Origin of the sequence: Salmonella sp. A29-2 (assembly GCF_020150755.1) — a bacterium.
GTDB lineage: Bacteria > Pseudomonadota > Gammaproteobacteria > Enterobacterales > Enterobacteriaceae > Salmonella > Salmonella enterica.
Genome location: NZ_CP083731.1, coordinates 3,036,781 through 3,053,346, shown reverse-complemented (window position 1 = coordinate 3,053,346; position 16,566 = coordinate 3,036,781). Strand labels below are relative to the sequence as shown.

General features: G+C 52.2%; 15 protein-coding genes. 5 read left to right on the top strand and 10 right to left on the bottom strand.

Annotated elements, in window-relative coordinates:
* The first annotated feature begins 40 nt into the window (after positions 1 to 40).
* The 3 genes from rhlE to ybiB all read left to right on the top strand — a co-directional run bounded on the left by rhlE (position 41) and on the right by ybiB (position 4,758).
* Positions 41 to 1,402 carry an ATP-dependent RNA helicase RhlE gene (rhlE, locus tag K8W53_RS14930; RefSeq protein WP_000007065.1) on the top strand — a complete coding sequence of 454 codons (1,362 nt, stop codon included), beginning with the start codon at positions 41 to 43 and terminating at the stop codon, positions 1,400 to 1,402.
* Positions 1,403 to 1,609: 207 nt separating this feature from the next.
* Positions 1,610 to 3,754 (top strand): ATP-dependent DNA helicase DinG, encoded by a 2,145-nt coding sequence (dinG, locus tag K8W53_RS14925; protein WP_001218630.1) that lies wholly within the window; start codon positions 1,610 to 1,612, stop codon positions 3,752 to 3,754.
* Between the two features lie 29 nt (positions 3,755 to 3,783).
* Entirely contained in the window at positions 3,784 to 4,758 is a 975-nt protein-coding gene (gene ybiB / locus K8W53_RS14920; RefSeq protein WP_023224727.1) for a DNA-binding protein YbiB, read from the top strand.
* A 155-nt stretch (positions 4,759 to 4,913) separates the two neighbouring features.
* Here ybiB and ybiJ read toward each other — a convergent pair whose 3' ends face one another.
* Both ybiJ and K8W53_RS14910 read right to left on the bottom strand, forming a co-directional pair.
* Positions 4,914 to 5,174 carry a DUF1471 family protein YbiJ gene (ybiJ, locus tag K8W53_RS14915; RefSeq protein ID WP_017441936.1) on the bottom strand — a complete coding sequence of 87 codons (261 nt, stop codon included), beginning with the start codon at positions 5,172 to 5,174 and terminating at the stop codon, positions 4,914 to 4,916.
* Positions 5,175 to 5,458: 284 nt separating this feature from the next.
* The gene (locus K8W53_RS14910; protein ID WP_000146330.1) at positions 5,459 to 5,725 is read right to left on the bottom strand and encodes a DksA/TraR family C4-type zinc finger protein; all 267 of its coding nucleotides are present in this window, start codon (positions 5,723 to 5,725) and stop codon (positions 5,459 to 5,461) included.
* A gap of 204 nt (positions 5,726 to 5,929) precedes the next feature.
* Between K8W53_RS14910 and rlmF the strand changes: the two genes are divergently transcribed.
* Positions 5,930 to 6,856, top strand: coding sequence for a 23S rRNA (adenine(1618)-N(6))-methyltransferase RlmF (rlmF, locus tag K8W53_RS14905; RefSeq protein ID WP_001275962.1), 927 nt, complete (start codon positions 5,930 to 5,932; stop codon positions 6,854 to 6,856).
* Here rlmF and ybiO read toward each other — a convergent pair.
* From ybiO to rhtA, 6 genes are all read right to left on the bottom strand, one after another.
* Entirely contained in the window at positions 6,853 to 9,075 is a 2,223-nt protein-coding gene (gene ybiO / locus K8W53_RS14900; protein ID WP_017441938.1) for a mechanosensitive channel protein, read from the bottom strand. The two genes, rlmF and ybiO, sit on opposite strands and share 4 nt — an antisense overlap.
* A 118-nt stretch (positions 9,076 to 9,193) precedes the next feature.
* Positions 9,194 to 9,916, bottom strand: coding sequence for a glutamine ABC transporter ATP-binding protein GlnQ (gene glnQ / locus K8W53_RS14895; RefSeq protein ID WP_000569093.1), 723 nt, complete (start codon positions 9,914 to 9,916; stop codon positions 9,194 to 9,196).
* Entirely contained in the window at positions 9,913 to 10,572 is a 660-nt protein-coding gene (gene glnP / locus K8W53_RS14890) for a glutamine ABC transporter permease GlnP (RefSeq protein ID WP_001159076.1), read from the bottom strand. The genes glnQ and glnP overlap by 4 nt, the downstream gene beginning before the upstream one ends.
* A gap of 145 nt (positions 10,573 to 10,717) precedes the next feature.
* Complete coding sequence (gene glnH, locus K8W53_RS14885) at positions 10,718 to 11,464, bottom strand: glutamine ABC transporter substrate-binding protein GlnH (protein ID WP_000838671.1); 747 nt, start codon at positions 11,462 to 11,464, stop codon at positions 10,718 to 10,720.
* A 476-nt stretch (positions 11,465 to 11,940) separates the two neighbouring features.
* On the bottom strand, positions 11,941 to 12,444 hold the full coding sequence (dps, locus tag K8W53_RS14880; RefSeq protein ID WP_000100805.1) for a DNA starvation/stationary phase protection protein Dps: 504 nt from the start codon (positions 12,442 to 12,444) through the stop codon (positions 11,941 to 11,943).
* Positions 12,445 to 12,746: 302 nt separating this feature from the next.
* Complete coding sequence (gene rhtA / locus K8W53_RS14875; protein ID WP_001119554.1) at positions 12,747 to 13,634, bottom strand: threonine/homoserine exporter RhtA; 888 nt, start codon at positions 13,632 to 13,634, stop codon at positions 12,747 to 12,749.
* Between the two features lie 353 nt (positions 13,635 to 13,987).
* Here rhtA and ompX point away from each other — a divergent pair, with 353 nt between their 5' ends.
* On the top strand, positions 13,988 to 14,503 hold the full coding sequence (ompX, locus tag K8W53_RS14870; protein WP_000716763.1) for an outer membrane protein OmpX: 516 nt from the start codon (positions 13,988 to 13,990) through the stop codon (positions 14,501 to 14,503).
* Positions 14,504 to 14,565: 62 nt separating this feature from the next.
* On the opposite strand, the gene K8W53_RS14865 is transcribed toward ompX, so the two are convergent.
* On the bottom strand, positions 14,566 to 16,146 hold the full coding sequence (locus tag K8W53_RS14865) for a phosphoethanolamine transferase (protein WP_023224724.1): 1,581 nt from the start codon (positions 16,144 to 16,146) through the stop codon (positions 14,566 to 14,568).
* A gap of 264 nt (positions 16,147 to 16,410) precedes the next feature.
* Positions 16,411 to 16,539: a manganase accumulation protein MntS gene (mntS, locus tag K8W53_RS14860; protein ID WP_001001755.1), complete on the bottom strand. Its 129-nt coding sequence runs from the start codon at positions 16,537 to 16,539 to the stop codon at positions 16,411 to 16,413.
* Between the last annotated feature and the right edge of the window lie 27 nt (positions 16,540 to 16,566).

The window sequence follows — 16,566 nt, the reverse complement described above, 5'->3', positions numbered from 1 at the left end:
AAAACTACACCGGCAACGGTCGGGGCGGTCCGGAGTAGTTATGTCTTTTGATTCCCTGGGATTAAACCCTGATATCCTGCGCGCCATTGCCGAGCAGGGTTACCGTGAACCTACCCCTATTCAGCAACAGGCGATTCCCGCCGTGCTGGAAGGCCGCGATCTGATGGCCAGCGCCCAGACCGGAACCGGTAAAACGGCGGGTTTTACCCTGCCATTGTTGCAGCATCTGATTACCCATCAGCCGCACGCTAAAGGTCGTCGCCCGGTGCGTGCGTTGATCCTCACGCCAACCCGCGAGCTGGCGGCGCAAATTGGCGAAAACGTCAGAGATTACAGTAAATATCTCAATATTCGCTCGCTGGTGGTATTTGGCGGCGTAAGCATCAATCCGCAGATGATGAAACTGCGCGGCGGCGTGGATGTGCTGGTGGCGACGCCGGGACGTCTGCTCGACCTGGAACATCAAAATGCCGTGAAGCTGGATCAGATTGAGATTCTGGTACTGGATGAAGCCGACCGTATGCTGGATATGGGCTTCATTCACGACATTCGTCGCGTGCTGGCGAAACTGCCGGCGAAGCGTCAGAATCTGCTGTTCTCCGCCACGTTCTCCGACGACATCAAAGCGCTTGCCGAAAAGCTGTTGCGCAACCCGCTGGAAATCGAAGTGGCGCGCCGCAACACGGCCTCAGAGCAGGTAACGCAGCACGTGCACTTTGTCGATAAAAAACGCAAACGTGAACTGTTGTCGCAGATGATTGGCCAGGGCAACTGGCAGCAGGTGTTGGTCTTCACCCGCACCAAGCATGGCGCGAACCATCTGGCGGAACAGCTTAATAAAGACGGTATTCGCAGCGCGGCGATCCACGGTAATAAATCGCAGGGCGCACGTACCCGCGCGCTGGCCGATTTTAAATCCGGCGATATTCGCGTGCTGGTGGCGACGGATATTGCGGCGCGTGGTCTGGATATTGAAGAGCTGCCGCACGTGGTCAACTATGAGCTGCCGAACGTGCCGGAAGATTATGTACACCGTATTGGCCGTACCGGTCGCGCGGCGGCAACTGGCGAGGCGCTGTCGCTGGTCTGTGTTGACGAGCATAAACTGTTGCGTGATATCGAAAAATTGCTGAAAAAAGAGATCCCACGCATTACGACGCCGGGCTATGAGCCGGACCCGTCGATTAAAGCGGAGCCGATTCAGAATGGCCGTCAGCAGCGCGGCGGCGGCGGTCGTGGTCGCGGACAAAATCAGGGGGGAGCGGGGCGCAGTCAGCAGCCGCGACGTCAGGATAGCGGGGCGGCGAAGGCGAAACCAAAACCGCGCACAGGCGAGGGGAAACCCGCTGGCGACAAAGCACGTCCGCCGCGTCGCCCGCGCAGAATCACGCCTGCCCAGTAAATTTTATCCGGCAACATGCCCGGTAGCGCGACGCTTACCGGGCCTACGGACTATGCAAATACGTAGGCCGGATAAGGTGCTTGCACCGCCATCCGGCAAAATACACATCGCGTTGCGAGCCGCCTTCCAGAACCGGTAAAAAAGGTACTTCCCGCCCCTGAAATGTGACACAATAGTGGCTGTTTATACAGTACTTCAGGTTTTCTCATGGCATTGACCGCTGCGCTGAAAGCGCAAATCGCCGCCTGGTATAAGGCGCTTCAGGACCAGATTCCCGACTTTATTCCCCGTGCGCCGCAGCGGCAGATGATTGCTGACGTCGCCAGAACGCTGGCCGGGGAAGAAGGGAGACATCTGGCTATTGAAGCGCCGACCGGCGTCGGGAAAACCCTCTCCTATCTTATTCCCGGTATCGCCATTGCCCGGGAAGAGCAAAAAACACTGGTGGTCAGTACCGCTAACGTGGCGTTACAGGATCAGATCTTTAGCAAAGATTTGCCGCTGCTACGAAAAATCATCCCCGATCTGCGCTTTACCGCCGCCTTTGGCCGCGGGCGTTACGTGTGTCCGCGAAACCTGGCGGCGCTCGCCAGTAGTGAGCCTACGCAGCAGGATCTGCTCGCCTTTCTTGATGACGAACTGACGCCTAACAACCAGGAAGAACAAAAGCGTTGCGCCAGGCTGAAAGGGGATCTTGACGGTTACAAATGGGATGGTCTACGGGATCATACCGACATTGCTATTGACGACGATCTGTGGCGGCGATTAAGTACCGATAAAGCCAGTTGTCTGAACCGCAACTGTCACTATTACCGCGAATGTCCATTCTTTGTCGCCCGACGTGAAATACAGGAAGCGGAAGTCGTGGTGGCGAATCACGCGCTGGTAATGGCGGCGATGGAAAGTGAAGCCGTACTGCCGGAACCAAAGCATCTGCTGTTGGTACTGGATGAAGGTCATCATCTGCCCGATGTCGCTCGCGATGCGCTGGAGATGAGCGCGGAAATTACCGCCTCCTGGTATCGCTTGCAACTGGACCTGTTCAGCAAACTGGTGGCGACCTGCATGGAGCAATTTCGCCCTAAAACCACGCCGCCGTTAGCGAACCCTGAGCGACTTAACGCCCATTGCGAGGAGGTATACGAACTGATCGCCTCGCTCAATGCCATTCTTAATCTGTATATGCCCGCAGCGCAGGAGGCGGAGCACCGTTTTGCAATGGGCGAGTTGCCTGATGAGGTCATGGAAATCTGCCAGCGACTGGCGAAGCTGACCGAGACGTTGCGTGGGCTGGCGGAATCCTTTCTCAACGATCTCAGCGAAAAAACCGGGTCGCACGATATTGTGCGTTTGCATCGGGTGATTTTACAGATGAACCGGGCGCTGGGAATGTTCGAGGCGCAAAGTAAATTATGGCGGCTGGCTTCGATGGCGCAGTCTTCAGGCGCGCCGGTGTCCAAATGGGCGACGCGTGAAATACGCGAAGGGCAACTCCACGTCTGGTTCCATTGTGTCGGTATCCGCGTCAGCGATCAGCTGGAAAGATTGTTATGGCGCAGCGTACCGCACATTATTGTCACCTCGGCGACACTGCGCTCGCTCAATAGCTTTTCGCGTCTGCAGGAAATGAGCGGCTTAAAAGAAAAAGCCGGCGACCGCTTTGTGGCGCTGGATTCGCCGTTTAATCATGTGGAACAGGGGAAACTGGTGATTCCTCAGATGCGCTACGAACCCACCATTGATAACGAAGAGCAGCATATTGCCGAAATGGCGGCCTATTTTCGTGAGCAACTGGAGAGCAAAAAACATCATGGTATGCTGGTACTGTTCGCCAGCGGGCGGGCGATGCAGCGTTTTCTGGAGCATGTCGCTGATGTGCGCTTACTCCTCCTGGTCCAGGGTGACCAGCCGCGTTACCGGCTGGTAGAGCTGCACCGTAAACGGGTGGAGAGCGGCGAACGCAGCGTGCTGGTTGGGCTTCAGTCTTTTGCCGAAGGGCTGGATCTTAAAGGCGAGCTGCTGACGCAGGTCCATATCCATAAAATTGCCTTCCCGCCGATCGACAGCCCGGTCGTGATCACCGAAGGCGAATGGCTAAAAAGTCTGAATCGTTATCCGTTTGAGGTACAAAGTTTACCAAGCGCGTCTTTTAATTTAATTCAGCAGGTAGGGCGATTGATCCGTAGCCATGCCTGTCGGGGAGAAGTGGTCATTTATGATAAGCGGTTGTTGACCAAAAACTACGGACAGCGTTTACTGAATGCCTTACCTGTTTTTCCGATAGAGCAGCCTGCCGTGCCAGACGTTATAGTAAAACCAAAAGCAAAACCTGCACGCCGCCGACGGCGTTAATGCTGTGAGCACACTTCAAGGAGCTTTCAATGGATTATCGCAAGATCATCAAAGAGATCGGGCGAGGTAAAAATCACGCCCGCGATCTGGATCTGGATACCGCGCGCGGTTTGTATACCCGAATGCTGAATGGCGACGTCCCCGACCTGGAGATGGGCAGTATATTGATGGCGCTGCGTATTAAAGGCGAAGGCGAAGCCGAAATGCTGGGCTTTTATGAAGCCATGCAGAATCATACCATCAAACTGACACCGCCCGCAGATAGGCCGTTGCCGGTCGTTATTCCCAGCTATAACGGCGCGCGTAAACAGGCGAATTTAACGCCGTTGCTGGCTATCCTGCTGCATAAATTGGGCTTTCCAGTTGTAGTACACGGCGTCAGTGAAGATCCGACCCGCGTACTGACGGAAACAATATTTGAGCTGATGGGGATTGTGCCCACCCTACACGGCGGACAAGCGCAGGCCAAACTGGACGGGCGCCAGCCGGTGTTTATCCCGGTGAGCGCGCTCTGCCCGCCGCTGGAAAAACAGCTGGCGATGCGCTGGCGGATGGGCGTGCGCAACAGCGCGCATTCACTGGCCAAGCTGGCGACGCCATTTGCTGAGGATGCCGCGCTGCGTTTATCAAGCGTTTCTCACCCTGAATATGTCCCGCGTGTGGCGACCTTTTTTAGCCGCATTGGCGGGCGGGCTTTGCTGATGCATGGTACCGAAGGCGAAGTCTATGCCAACCCGCAACGCTGTCCGCAAATCAGCCTGATTGATAGCCGTGGCGTGCAGGTACTGCATGAGCGTCAGAGCGACACGCACGACGAGCCGCTTTCACTGCCTGCGACTAAAGATCCTGAAATCACCGCGCGCTGGATTGAGCGCTGCCTTGCCGGCCGCGAGCCGGTGCCGCAATCATTAAAAACGCAAATGGCCTGTTGTCTGGTTGCGACGGGAGAGGCGGCGACGTTAGAAGACGGGATTGCGCGCGTCGAACAGGCTTTTAGCGAATAAAAAAAGCCCGTCCAGTGACGGACGGGCAAATAAGGGTAACAAACAGGGTTAATGAGGGTTGGAGCAGTGGGTCTGTTGGCAAACAGACGAGGGTAATACCCGTCAGAATTCAAACAACAGCGATGTTACAGCCTGAAATCTGGCGGGCAGGTAAATTATTTATAAATCACCGCAGTGCCGCTCATTTTGTCATTACCTACGGCGGAGGTGATGTTATAAGCGCTTGCGCCAGCAGCGGCGGCTTTTTCAGCCAGTTTAGCTTCCAGGCCATCCAGCGTGGTGGCGCCATCGGCAGACACTACGCCGATTTTATGCAGGTTTTGCGTCTGAGACGCGCTAACCGGTTCTGCGGCAAAAGTGCCAAAAGAAAGGGTGGAAAGCGCGATGGCTGCAACAGCATATTTAATGGTTTTCATGATTAATCTCTCGCAGGTTATTCTGTTTATGGGACGATGTTCCGTCGATGTGATGAGTATCACGGTTTTTTGCGAAAGATAAAATCGAATAGAATTGACTGCCTTGCTCAAAATTTTTGAATGACAAATAACCTATTGATTATTAATTAATTCAACGGTTGAATTTACCTTTCTTGTCATCTGGCTTTACAGAGTCGAGGTTAACGGCACATTCTGCGACGCAGAACGCTAAAAAGCATGAGCGTAAAGGAATGGATAATACTGGCGGTTTCGGTAAAGAAAAGTCAGCGTAACTGGCTGTCTTTTGAACCTCTACGATTATATCCTGAAAATGTTGCGTTATGTAAATCTTTCTCCTGTTGGCAGGCTATGCATAACCGAACGCCCGGCACGGCTTTACGCCGCGCTTCAGGGATAGGATCGCCGCAAGATTCGCATTCATCGCGACTTTCGCCGTGGGGAAGTTCGCCGCGAGCGCGGGCAACGGCATCTTCAATGGTATTGTTGATTTGTTCATTCACTGCGTCGTCATTTGCCCAGCCGGATGCCATCACGCTCTCCTGATTTTAGGGTACCTGAGGTTAAGTGTAGCGCCGTCAGGCGAAAAAATCGCATCGCGCGATCTTTTCAGACCATGAGCAGAGCCAATGTCATTCAGATATCCGATCAAACGAGCGAGGCAGGGAATTCGCGGTGGTATATTTACCCCGTGGCGTTATACGGGTATCTTACGCCGCTGCTAAAAGGAGAATGCCATGTCCGCCCAGAAACCGGGGTTACACCCGCGCAACCGCCATCAACACCGTTATGATCTCGCCGCACTGTGTCAGACCACGCCGGAATTGACGTCCTTTCTTATCCGCACGCCCGCCGGTGAACAGAGCGTTGATTTTGCTAATCCGCAAGCGGTAAAAGCGCTCAATAAGGCGTTGCTGGCGCATTTTTATGCCGTCACACACTGGGACATTCCGCCAGGTTTTTTATGTCCGCCAGTGCCTGGTCGTGCGGATTATATCCATCATCTGGCGGATCTGCTTGGCGAAACAACAGGGAGTATTCCGGCGCAGGCAACTATTCTGGACGTGGGCGTGGGCGCCAATTGTATTTATCCGCTTATCGGCGTCCATGAATATGGCTGGCGATTTACCGGTAGTGAAGTCAGCGACGCAGCGATGTCCAGCGCGCAGGCTATCATTCAGGCTAATACGGGGTTAAGCCGCGCCATTCGTCTGCGTCGGCAAAAAGATCCGGCGGCCATTTTTACCGGTATTATTCATAAAAATGAATTTTATGACGCAACGCTTTGTAACCCGCCTTTTCACGACTCCGCCGCCGCAGCCCGCGCGGGCAGCGAGCGTAAGCGCCGCAATTTGGGGCAGAATAAAGATGATGCGCTGAACTTTGGCGGTCAACAGCAGGAGCTATGGTGTGAAGGCGGCGAAGTCGCCTTTATTAAAAAAATGATTGCTGAAAGCCAATCCTTCCGCCGTCAGGTGTTGTGGTTTACGACGTTGGTGTCGCGCGGCGAGAATTTACCGCCGCTTTACCGGGCATTGACGGAGGCTGGCGCGGTGAAAGTGGTGAAAAAAGAGATGGCCCAGGGGCAAAAGCAAAGCCGCTTTATTGCCTGGACCTTTATGGATGACGACCAGCGTCGCCGTTTTATCACCCGTAAACGCTAAATCGTCGGTTCGCGCGGCGGCAGTGAATCAGGCGACGGGCCGCCGGCGGGGGCGGGCAGAACCTGATACGTTTGCACCGGCGCGCGCACATTGGCCAGATCAAAATGCTTTTTCACCTGGCTATCAAGGGCAAAACGCACCGTCCACTGCTTGAGCGGTAGGGTGGTGAACGATACGCGTAAAGTAAACGCCGTGTTCGTTAAACCGACAATACCGGCGAACGTGGGTTCGCCGATAATCAGCCCGCGAATATCCTCCGTCTCCATCAGCGCCGTTACCGCGTCTTTCAGCGCCTGATTCGCTTTATCCGCATCCTCATGGCGATCCACGTCATAGTTGGCGACAACAGAGCCGATACCGCGCACAAAGTTGGCGAAAGTGGTGATCGAGGACCACGGGATAATATGGTATGCCCCGGTATCCTGCCGCACGCCGACGGAACGAATCGACATTCTTTCGACCGTCCCCGTCAGCGGGCCTATGGTGACTAAGTCGCCGGTATTCATCCCGTTTTCAAACTGAATAAAGACGCCGGTAATAATATCTTTCACCAGGGTTTGCGAACCGAAAGAGATAGCCAGACCTAACGCCCCTGCGCCAGCCAGCAATGGCGCGATATTGACGCCGATTTCCGATAACACGATCATGATGGTTATGGTACTGATAATCACTGCCAGCGCATTGCGGAACAGCGTCAGCAGCGTGCGCGTGCGGGCGCTGGGTAGCGGGCGGCCATGAATATCGGAGGCCAGGCGATTCTCAATCAGACTGGCGAGAATCGTCCATCCCACGGCGGAGAAGAATAAGATTAACGCGATACGGATGAGGATATCGACCATCTTTTCCCCCGCGCCATAATGTAGCCAGTGCCAGAAATCGAATAATCCCCAGGCGTTGAGCAACAGCATAACGGCGACGCAGACGGTCAAAAAGCGTGCGACTTTTAGCGCCGAGGAGAGCCAGCCGTTAAGCCGCTTTTGTAATTCCGGGTAATTGCGCTGCGTATGGGGCGACAGGGTGATGGTTTTCGCTATCCAGCGGGTAAACATACCGGAGATAAACGCCGCGATGCCAATAATCGCCAGACTGCGCACAGTCGCGCCCATCATAAACTTCAGGCTATTGCCTGGGTCGAATAACGAGAAGAAAAACAGCACGATAAAGTAAGCGCTGGCCAGCCAGTGCCACACCAGCGCAAAGGCGCGGATAAACAGGCTAAAAAAGGCTAATGATCGTTCCGCCAGACTTAATAAATGTTGCGTAATCTCCGCTTTGTTTTTAAAGATCAGGTACAGCGCCCAGATGGTGATGCAGAGCATGATCGCCACATTAGCCATCGCGCCAACCTGAACATTCACCTGGTTGGAAATAATCGGAACGGCAACAATCAGCCCGTAGCCAATCAAACTGCTAAGGGAACTCATACGGCGATTCCAGTAACGCGCTGTCGCATCCTGAATCGCGAATGGGCGTAATTCCGGTACATTAGGGCAAAAAATAAGCCGCAGAATCGCTTTAAAGAACTCTATCAGCGCGAAGGCATTCAGGAACAGGCTTTGCTGAAAAGCGATAGTTCGACTTCCCGCATGGAAATTATCACTGAGCATCTGACCGATAAATAAGGTGAGCGCCAGTAGCAGCAGGTCGATAATAAACGCGCCGACGATCATCGCCGGGAGCTGTAACCAGTTGCTGCGTTCACGGTTTTTCTTGCGCGCCCACAGGCCCATTTTTCGATATAACGGCAGGGCGCAAAGCCGTATCACGCTATAAAAACCAAATACCGCGACGGCCAGAAATAAAAAGTGGGTTAACGCGTTGGTGAAGGTTTGCGAGTTAAACGGCTTGTGCGGCGCATCGGTGATGTTGCGATAAAGCTGGGCGAAACGGGTAGCGAAAGCATCGCCGTACTGACGGGTAACGGTGGTGACGTTCTCCAGTACCGTTTTCTCATCTTTGGCCGCAGGCGGCGCAAGCGCTGGTGCCGGCTCGGTCGGCGGCGTGGTTGATGCTTCGCGGAGTTGCGCTATCAATTCGTTACGTGAAGCCTCGTTCTCCAGTACGTCAGCCAGGGCCGCATAGGCCGCTTTTTTTTGTTCAGGACTGGGCTCTGGCGCTGCTTGCTGGCTGGTTGATGTCCCCGTGGTCACGCCGGGTATGGCGACCGCATGGGCAGGCGTGCCCAGTAGACAAAAAAGGATGAACAGGGTCCACCGCATGACTCCTCCAGTGAGAAAAGAGACGCAAAACACTAAGTATAGATGGCGCAGGGGAGGGAAAATGAAATGGGACTATTCCATGATGCCCTTCCTGCCGCAGGGCAGGAAGGGCGATATCTCAGGAGACGTGCTGTAAAAATTCCTGTAAACGTGGGCTTGGCGGGTTTTCGATCAACGCCTGCGGACTGCCATCTTCGGCAATACGGCCTTTATCGATGAAAATCAGCCGTGAGGCGACTTTTTCGGCAAAGCCGATTTCGTGAGTCACAATGACCATGGTCATGCCTTCTTCCGCCAGATCCTGCATGACTTTCAGCACTTCATGGCGCAGTTCAGGGTCCAGAGCGGAGGTTGGCTCGTCAAAGAGCATCATTTTCGGCTTCACTGCCAGCGCTCGGGCAATAGCGACGCGCTGTTGTTGACCGCCGGAAAGCTCGGAGGGGTAGTGGTGCGCCCGTTCCGCCAGTCCAACTTTCGCTAACAGAGCTTTCGCCTGTTTTTCCGCTTCTTCTTTCTTTACGCCGCGCACGCGCAGAGGACCGAACATCACGTTTTCGAGCGCGGTCAGATGCGGGAACAGATAAAACTGTTGAAACACCATGCCGGCTTCCTGGCGAATCAGCCGTTCGTCTACTTTAGGATCGTTGACTTTCAGACCATCGACAATCAGATCGCCGGAGGTGATCTCTTCCAGTTTATTGATACAGCGTAATAACGTGGATTTACCCGAACCGGAAGGGCCGATAATCACAACCACTTCGCCCTGACGGATGTTTAAATCAATGTTATGTAGCACCTGGGTGGGGCCAAAGTGCTTGGAGACGTTTTTAAATTCAATCACAGGATTTTCATCCTTCTTTCAAGACGACGCAAAATAAAGCTCAGCACCAGCGTAATGATCAAATAGAAGACGGCCACGGCGCTCCAGATTTCCAGGGCGCGAAAGTTACCGGCAATAATTTCCTGGCCCTGACGGGTCAGCTCGGCTACGCCGATAACAATAAACAACGAGGTGTCTTTGATGCTAATGATCCACTGATTGCCCAGCGGCGGCAGCATACGGCGCAGAGCAAGCGGTAAAATAACATGGCGGATGGTTTCCCGGCGAGAAAGGCCCAGCGCCAGACCCGCTTCGCGAAAACCTTTGTGAATGGATAGTACTGCGCCGCGAGTAATTTCCGCGATATAAGCGCCGGAGTTAATCATAATTGTCACGACCGCTGCGCTGAACGGATCAATACGCAAATCATTAAATGCCATCGGCAGGGCAAAGTAGATAAACATGACCTGGACAACGATGGGCGTGCCGCGAATAATTTCAATGAAAACCAGGGCGATGTGGTTGGCGAACCAGCCGCCAAACGTACGGGCAAAACCTGCCGCCAGTCCAATAACCAGGCCGCCAGCCAGACCGAGGACCGAGATCCACAGGGTCATTTTAGCGCCCTCAAGCAAAAGCGGAATGGCGGGCCAGATGGCGCTCCAGTCAAACTGCATATGTCGTTCCTGTTACCGTGGTGTAAATAGTCAAATGCTCTATCCGGCGCGGAAATGGCGTGAAAGTGTCTTATCCGTCACGGAAAAGAGCTGTAGGCCCGGTGAGCGTCCTCACTACCGGGCCACAAGCCAACATCAGGTCGTTTTATTTAGGTTCTGTACCGAACCATTTTTTGTAGATTTCGTTATAGGTGCCATTCTCACGCAGCGTTTTTAGCGCGCCGTTGACTTTCTCGCGCAGTTCATCGCTGCCTTTCGGGAAGGCAACTCCGTATTGCTGTGCTTCCAGCGATTCGCCTACCGCCTTGAACTGGCCGTTGCCTGCGGTTTTGATAAAGTACAGGATGTTCGGCGTATCGTGCAGAACGGCGTCTGCGCGGTTGGTGCCTAATTCCATGTACGCGTTATCAATGTTCGGGAACTGACGCAGGTCTTTGGTTTTGATATTCGCTTTCGCGTAATCCACCGACCCGGTTCCGCTCTTCACGGCAACGACTTTGCCATCGAGGTCTTTAACGCTTTTAATATCGTTATTGTTGGCTTTCACCATCACGAGCAGACCGCTTTTGTAATAGCCATCGGAAAAGTCGATCGCTTTTTTACGCTCGTCCGTAATCGTAATACCCGCCAGCGCCAGATCGATATTTTTGGTTTGTAATGCCGGAATAATGCCGCTGAAATCCATCGGTTTCAGGGTGTAGTCCAGCTTCAGTTCTTTCGCGATAGCGTCCCACAGATCAACATCAAAACCGACGTATTTGTCGCCCTGTTTAAATTCAAACGGAACGAACGCCGTATCGGTTGCCACCACGAGTTTCTTATCCGCAGCGTGCGAAGACACCGCAAAAGCCAGGGTAAGTGCAGCCAGTGAAACTTTTAATAGAGACTTCATAGCATTTCCTTTTCTATCCACGGGGCGATCCCCTGCGAGAACATGTAGCGTAATGAAAAAATCATGCCAATTATGTAACTCATTGTTTTAACAGAAGCGTCAATCATTCCTGTGCACAATAAGTCGGGCAAAACCAGTATGCCGCACCGTTTTGGGGCACTGATTTAGTGCATGAATAACAACGTAGAGATACAGGGTCTATTTAGCGTAAAAATTGTTGTTAAAACAATCTTTAATTAACGATTGTGTGATGTAATTATTACAAATGATTCACTTTTATCGGAGGGGAGTACAAGACGTGTGCACTATTTAAGTGCAAAACCCCTGTGACAGGCAGGGGGATAGGGATGACTTATATACCTGTGTACATCAAGTTGCAGGTGCGTTCGCTTCAGTGACCGACGGAAGTCAGGCTTCTGCGGATTCGCTGCGTTTGTACCTTCCTGCAACTCGAAGTATTCAGGGTAGAGATAGATTTATTCGATGTTGGATTCGATAAACCACAGGAATTTATCGAGGTCGCGTGATGCGGCGGTAAAGATATCGGCAGTGTCTTCATCTTTGGCTTCACCGATAGCTTTGCGAACATCATTAGCGACAACAGCGTAGCGATCGGCCAGTTCTTTTAAGTGATCCTGCACGTTATGGATATCGAGCGGATAGCTTTTCAGCGGTGTTTTGCTGTTGATAACTTGCGTGGTGCCTAACGCCACACCGCCAAGCTGTACGGCGCGCTCGGCCATAGTATCCAGATGATCGGTCAGTGCGGTACGGAAGCCATCCAGCATCTCATGAACGGCAATAAAGTTAGCACCGCGCATGTTCCAGTGGGCCTGTTTCGTGATCAGCGACAGGTCAATGAACTGGATCACCTGACGATTAAGCAACTCAACCGTCGCTTTTTTATCGCTCTCTGATACATCGTTACGGGTATAAAGCAGATTAGACGCTTTTGTTTTTACCAGTTTAGCGGTACTCATAATCTCATATCCTCTTGATGTTTGTGTCCCAGGTAATTAACGAAAATAAGTATAGCACCGGTTTTTAACTTTGCTTTTTTGAATTTACCTATCACTTTAATAGTACAGACAAGATTTAATATTTGTTTTTATTAAAAATCAATTGGTTAGGCGAGTTTGCTGTTTGGTGGGTAATAATTCTCATTTTAATGTAAAAAATGAGAAAAAATATGACAAAAAATGACGAAGTAATAGCGCAATAATAAAAGGTGAATAACGAGGTGATATTCTGCATGATTATGCACATCATGCAGAATAAGAAACTATTTTACGTCAACTTGTTTAATTTGCGGTTCGCGTCGAATCGTTAGGGTAGAACCCATTGAGGCGGCAATGATGGCGCACAGGGCCAGGATTTGTATGCCCGTAAGCGTTTCGCCCAGAAAAATCATCCCGGAAACGGCGGCCAGCGCGGGTTCCATGCTCATCAGCGTACCGAAGGTGCGGGTTGGCAGGCGCGTCAGCGCAATCATTTCCAGTGAATAAGGCAGCGCCGTAGAAAGCACAGCGACCGCTAACCCTAAGGGAAGAATCGACCAGTGCCATAGCGCGTCGCCAGCCTGAACTGCGCCAATCGGCACGAAAATGATGGCGGCAATCAGCGAGCCTACCGCCACCGTGGCCGGACCATGTTCCGCGCCTGCTCGCTGGCCGGTAAGAATATAGACAGCCCAACAGGCGCCAGCGCCGAGCGCTAACGCGGCCCCGGTAAGATCGACGTGAGACATATCTTGCCCTAATGGCAGCAGGAACCAGAGCCCAAGCACAGCCAGTACGACCCAAATAAAATCTACCGGCCGCCGGGATGAAAACAGCGCGACCGCCAGAGGACCGGTAAATTCCAGCGCGACCGCAATACCCAACGGCACCGTCTGAATCGACAGATAGAATAGATAGTTCATCCCGCCCAGCGACAGACCATAAAACAATAAAGGCAGCCGCTGCTCTTTGGCAAAACGCAAACGCCAGGGTTTGAAAAAGGCGATAAGGATAAGCGTTCCCAACGCCAGACGAAGCGCCGTTACGCCCGGCGCGCCGACAAGAGGAAATAACGATTTCGCCAGTGAAGCGCCACTCTGAATAGAGGACATGGCAATGAGCAAAACCAAAATGGGCAACCAGACTGGTAGTTTACGTGTTGACCCCGGCATCCTTTCTCCTGTCAAAAAATGTCAGTACGAGTAAAGGTGGCAGTGTAATGGAAATTCCCCGCGGCGGTTGAGGATTCGTTGAAAAAAAATTTCCAGGATTCCATAAAATGAACTTAAATTGATGGATAAATAGACTGTTAGTTTAGGAATAATCTGGATGAATGTATCGCGCCGCACGCGCATTATTGGTGCAATCAGCCGGAAAAGTGATGTTAATTGAATAAGATAGCGCGATATGGAAACGTTCTGTTACATGAAAGGCGCCCTTAGACACCGTGAATCGCAAAGAGTTTCCCATTAATTTTTGATATATTTAAAACTTAGGACTTACTTGAAGCACATTTGAGGTGGTTATGAAAAAAATTGCATGTCTTTCAGCACTGGCCGCTGTTCTGGCTTTTTCCGCAGGTACTGCAGTAGCTGCTACTTCTACCGTTACCGGTGGTTACGCTCAGAGCGACGCGCAGGGCGTAGCGAATAAAATGAGCGGTTTTAACCTGAAGTATCGTTATGAGCAGGACGACAACCCGCTGGGCGTAATCGGTTCCTTCACCTACACCGAAAAAGATCGTACTAACGGTGCGGGCGATTACAACAAAGGTCAGTACTACGGCATCACTGCCGGCCCGGCTTACCGTCTGAACGATTGGGCGAGCATCTACGGTGTAGTCGGTGTGGGTTACGGTAAATTCCAGACGACCGATTACCCAACCTACAAACATGACACCAGCGATTATGGCTTCTCCTATGGCGCTGGTCTGCAATTCAACCCGATGGAAAATGTTGCTCTGGACTTCTCTTACGAGCAGAGCCGTATTCGTAGCGTTGACGTTGGCACCTGGATTGCTGGCGTGGGTTACCGCTTCTAATCACGTCGGTGAAAATGAAAAATCCGCCTTTCGGGGCGGATTTTTTTTGCCTGAAACGTGCATTATTTTAGTGAAAAAATATCGCTGCCCAGATGGTTATAGTCCACTTTTTGTAATTTGAAATTGGTGATATAAACGGGCCCGGCTTTCTGCTCCGAAATAAATCGATAGCGATTTTTGATCTCTTTAGCGCTAATTCCTGTCCATTGCGAGAAAAAACTCAGGAAATCGTTCGCAGAACGGCGAGCTTTAATGATCCGATGCGCTTTACTGTCGCTGGATAGCACCATAAACGGCACCTGGAAGTTTTGCTGGAATTTGTCGTCATGCGCCAGGTACTGTACCGCTTTGCCGCGCTCTTTAAACGCCAGCCCGTGATCGGAGAAATAGACGAGCGAAAAACTGTCGCCGCTATGACGAAGCTGAGTATAGAGCTGACGGAGTAAATCATCGGTTTGCGTCATGGTGTATAAATAACAAGACGTCTCTTTCGACTGGACAAACGTCGCGTATTTTCCCTGAGTACGGTCGCAGGCCTGGGGATGCGACCCCATTAAATGCAACACAATCAACTGCGGTTGCGTGCGTTCTGTCGCCAATACCTGCGCCGTCATGCTTAACAGCGCGTCGTCGCGAGTATTTTTATCCGCTTCAAAATCGCCGTTTTTCAGGAAATGCGCTTCATCGGCGCGTTTGGCGATACTGGCGATGGCCGTGTCGTATTCACCGATTTGCCCCTGATTGGAAAACCACCATGTCTGAAAACCGGCGCGGTTAGCCAGCGTGACGAAGTTATCCTGATACTGCGGTTTGTTATCCACCACGCGATTGAGCGTTAAACCAAGCGATTTTTGCGTTGAGCCGCTGGCGGCGATGTAATCCATAAAGAAGTCGCCATTCACATGGCTGGCGAAGGGGGTATTATCCCAGTGGCCGCCGAAAGCGCCCATGGCATCCCGTCGCGCGCTTTCACCAATCACCACGACATAGATGTGATATCTGGGTTTCACCGCAGTAACCGTCCAGCTATCTTTTATGCCGGATAGCTGCGCCATACGGTGCTGCTCTTCAATGACTTCGTTGTTATTGACGATAACGTCTTTGGCGAAGCGAAAAACCGGATAGCCGGTATCAATAACCTTAAAAACGCCGCCCCACGCCAGATTTTGTACCGGCGCGATGAAAAATGCCGCGACGCTGATCAGCAGGCACAGGCTGTCGAGGCTATTCCAGCGCGGCCTGACCTCTTCTTTTCGGCGGCGAAGCGCAATAATACCCAGCGCAAAAATAAAAAGTCCGGTCAGGTAGCTATACCACGGGAAGATGGTCAGGATTTCGCTCGACTCTTCCATATTGGTGGAGTGCAGCGCCAGCAGCGTATTAAAGTTCGGCGCGCCGTAAGCCTGGCCAAAGGGAAAATAGCAAGCGGCTACCAGCGAACAGATGCCGAGCAGCGCTTTTTGTCCGTGGGGCAGGTAGCGCCAGAGCAGCAGCAGCAGGCAGGTAAACGCCGCGGTATAAAGCAGGCTAAAGGGGTAGCCGAGCGCGAGGTTAATCAGCAGCGACTGTAAAAAGTAGAGGCCCGCCCACGGGCTTACAGCCCGACGACGGGCCAGAAGTGAATCGATAAGGGTTGAATTCATATGCCACTATTGCAAAAACGCCATGTGCTAACCCTGGCGCGAAGGGTCATTACCTGCCTGATTATGCGTAAAAAAGGTATTGGGTTCGCAACGGCGAGTCGCAAAATATTCAGGGCTGCCAGAAGATAGAGCGTGCGGGTAAGAAGGTCAACCGCCGGAAAGAAAATGTTTTGCGAAGAGAATAGCAAAACCACAAAAAAACAGGGGAAATGGGCGCCATTTCCGTTGAGGATGCAAAATAAAGCGGCGTACCGCACCGCCGCGTTATTTCGTGGAAGGGTTATCCTGTTCCGGTTTGCCGTTGATCATATCGCACAACATAGAGAGCAGCATTAACCGGACTTTAAAGGGAGAGTGACTGAACACGCGTATACACCTCTTAAATTCGTTCATATAAACCTCCTGATGTTTCTATCCCAT

Coding starts and splice junctions, on each gene's coding strand:
- rhlE (WP_000007065.1), top strand. CDS start 41: ATGTCTTTTGATTCCCTGGGATTAAACCCTGATATCCTGCGCGCCATT.
- dinG (WP_001218630.1), top strand. CDS start 1,610: ATGGCATTGACCGCTGCGCTGAAAGCGCAAATCGCCGCCTGGTATAAG.
- ybiB (WP_023224727.1), top strand. CDS start 3,784: ATGGATTATCGCAAGATCATCAAAGAGATCGGGCGAGGTAAAAATCAC.
- ybiJ (WP_017441936.1), bottom strand. CDS start 5,174: ATGAAAACCATTAAATATGCTGTTGCAGCCATCGCGCTTTCCACCCTT.
- K8W53_RS14910 (WP_000146330.1), bottom strand. CDS start 5,725: ATGGCATCCGGCTGGGCAAATGACGACGCAGTGAATGAACAAATCAAC.
- rlmF (WP_001275962.1), top strand. CDS start 5,930: ATGTCCGCCCAGAAACCGGGGTTACACCCGCGCAACCGCCATCAACAC.
- ybiO (WP_017441938.1), bottom strand. CDS start 9,075: ATGCGGTGGACCCTGTTCATCCTTTTTTGTCTACTGGGCACGCCTGCC.
- glnP (WP_001159076.1), bottom strand. CDS start 10,572: ATGCAGTTTGACTGGAGCGCCATCTGGCCCGCCATTCCGCTTTTGCTT.
- glnH (WP_000838671.1), bottom strand. CDS start 11,464: ATGAAGTCTCTATTAAAAGTTTCACTGGCTGCACTTACCCTGGCTTTT.
- dps (WP_000100805.1), bottom strand. CDS start 12,444: ATGAGTACCGCTAAACTGGTAAAAACAAAAGCGTCTAATCTGCTTTAT.
- rhtA (WP_001119554.1), bottom strand. CDS start 13,634: ATGCCGGGGTCAACACGTAAACTACCAGTCTGGTTGCCCATTTTGGTT.
- ompX (WP_000716763.1), top strand. CDS start 13,988: ATGAAAAAAATTGCATGTCTTTCAGCACTGGCCGCTGTTCTGGCTTTT.
- K8W53_RS14865 (WP_023224724.1), bottom strand. CDS start 16,146: ATGAATTCAACCCTTATCGATTCACTTCTGGCCCGTCGTCGGGCTGTA.
- mntS (WP_001001755.1), bottom strand. CDS start 16,539: ATGAACGAATTTAAGAGGTGTATACGCGTGTTCAGTCACTCTCCCTTT.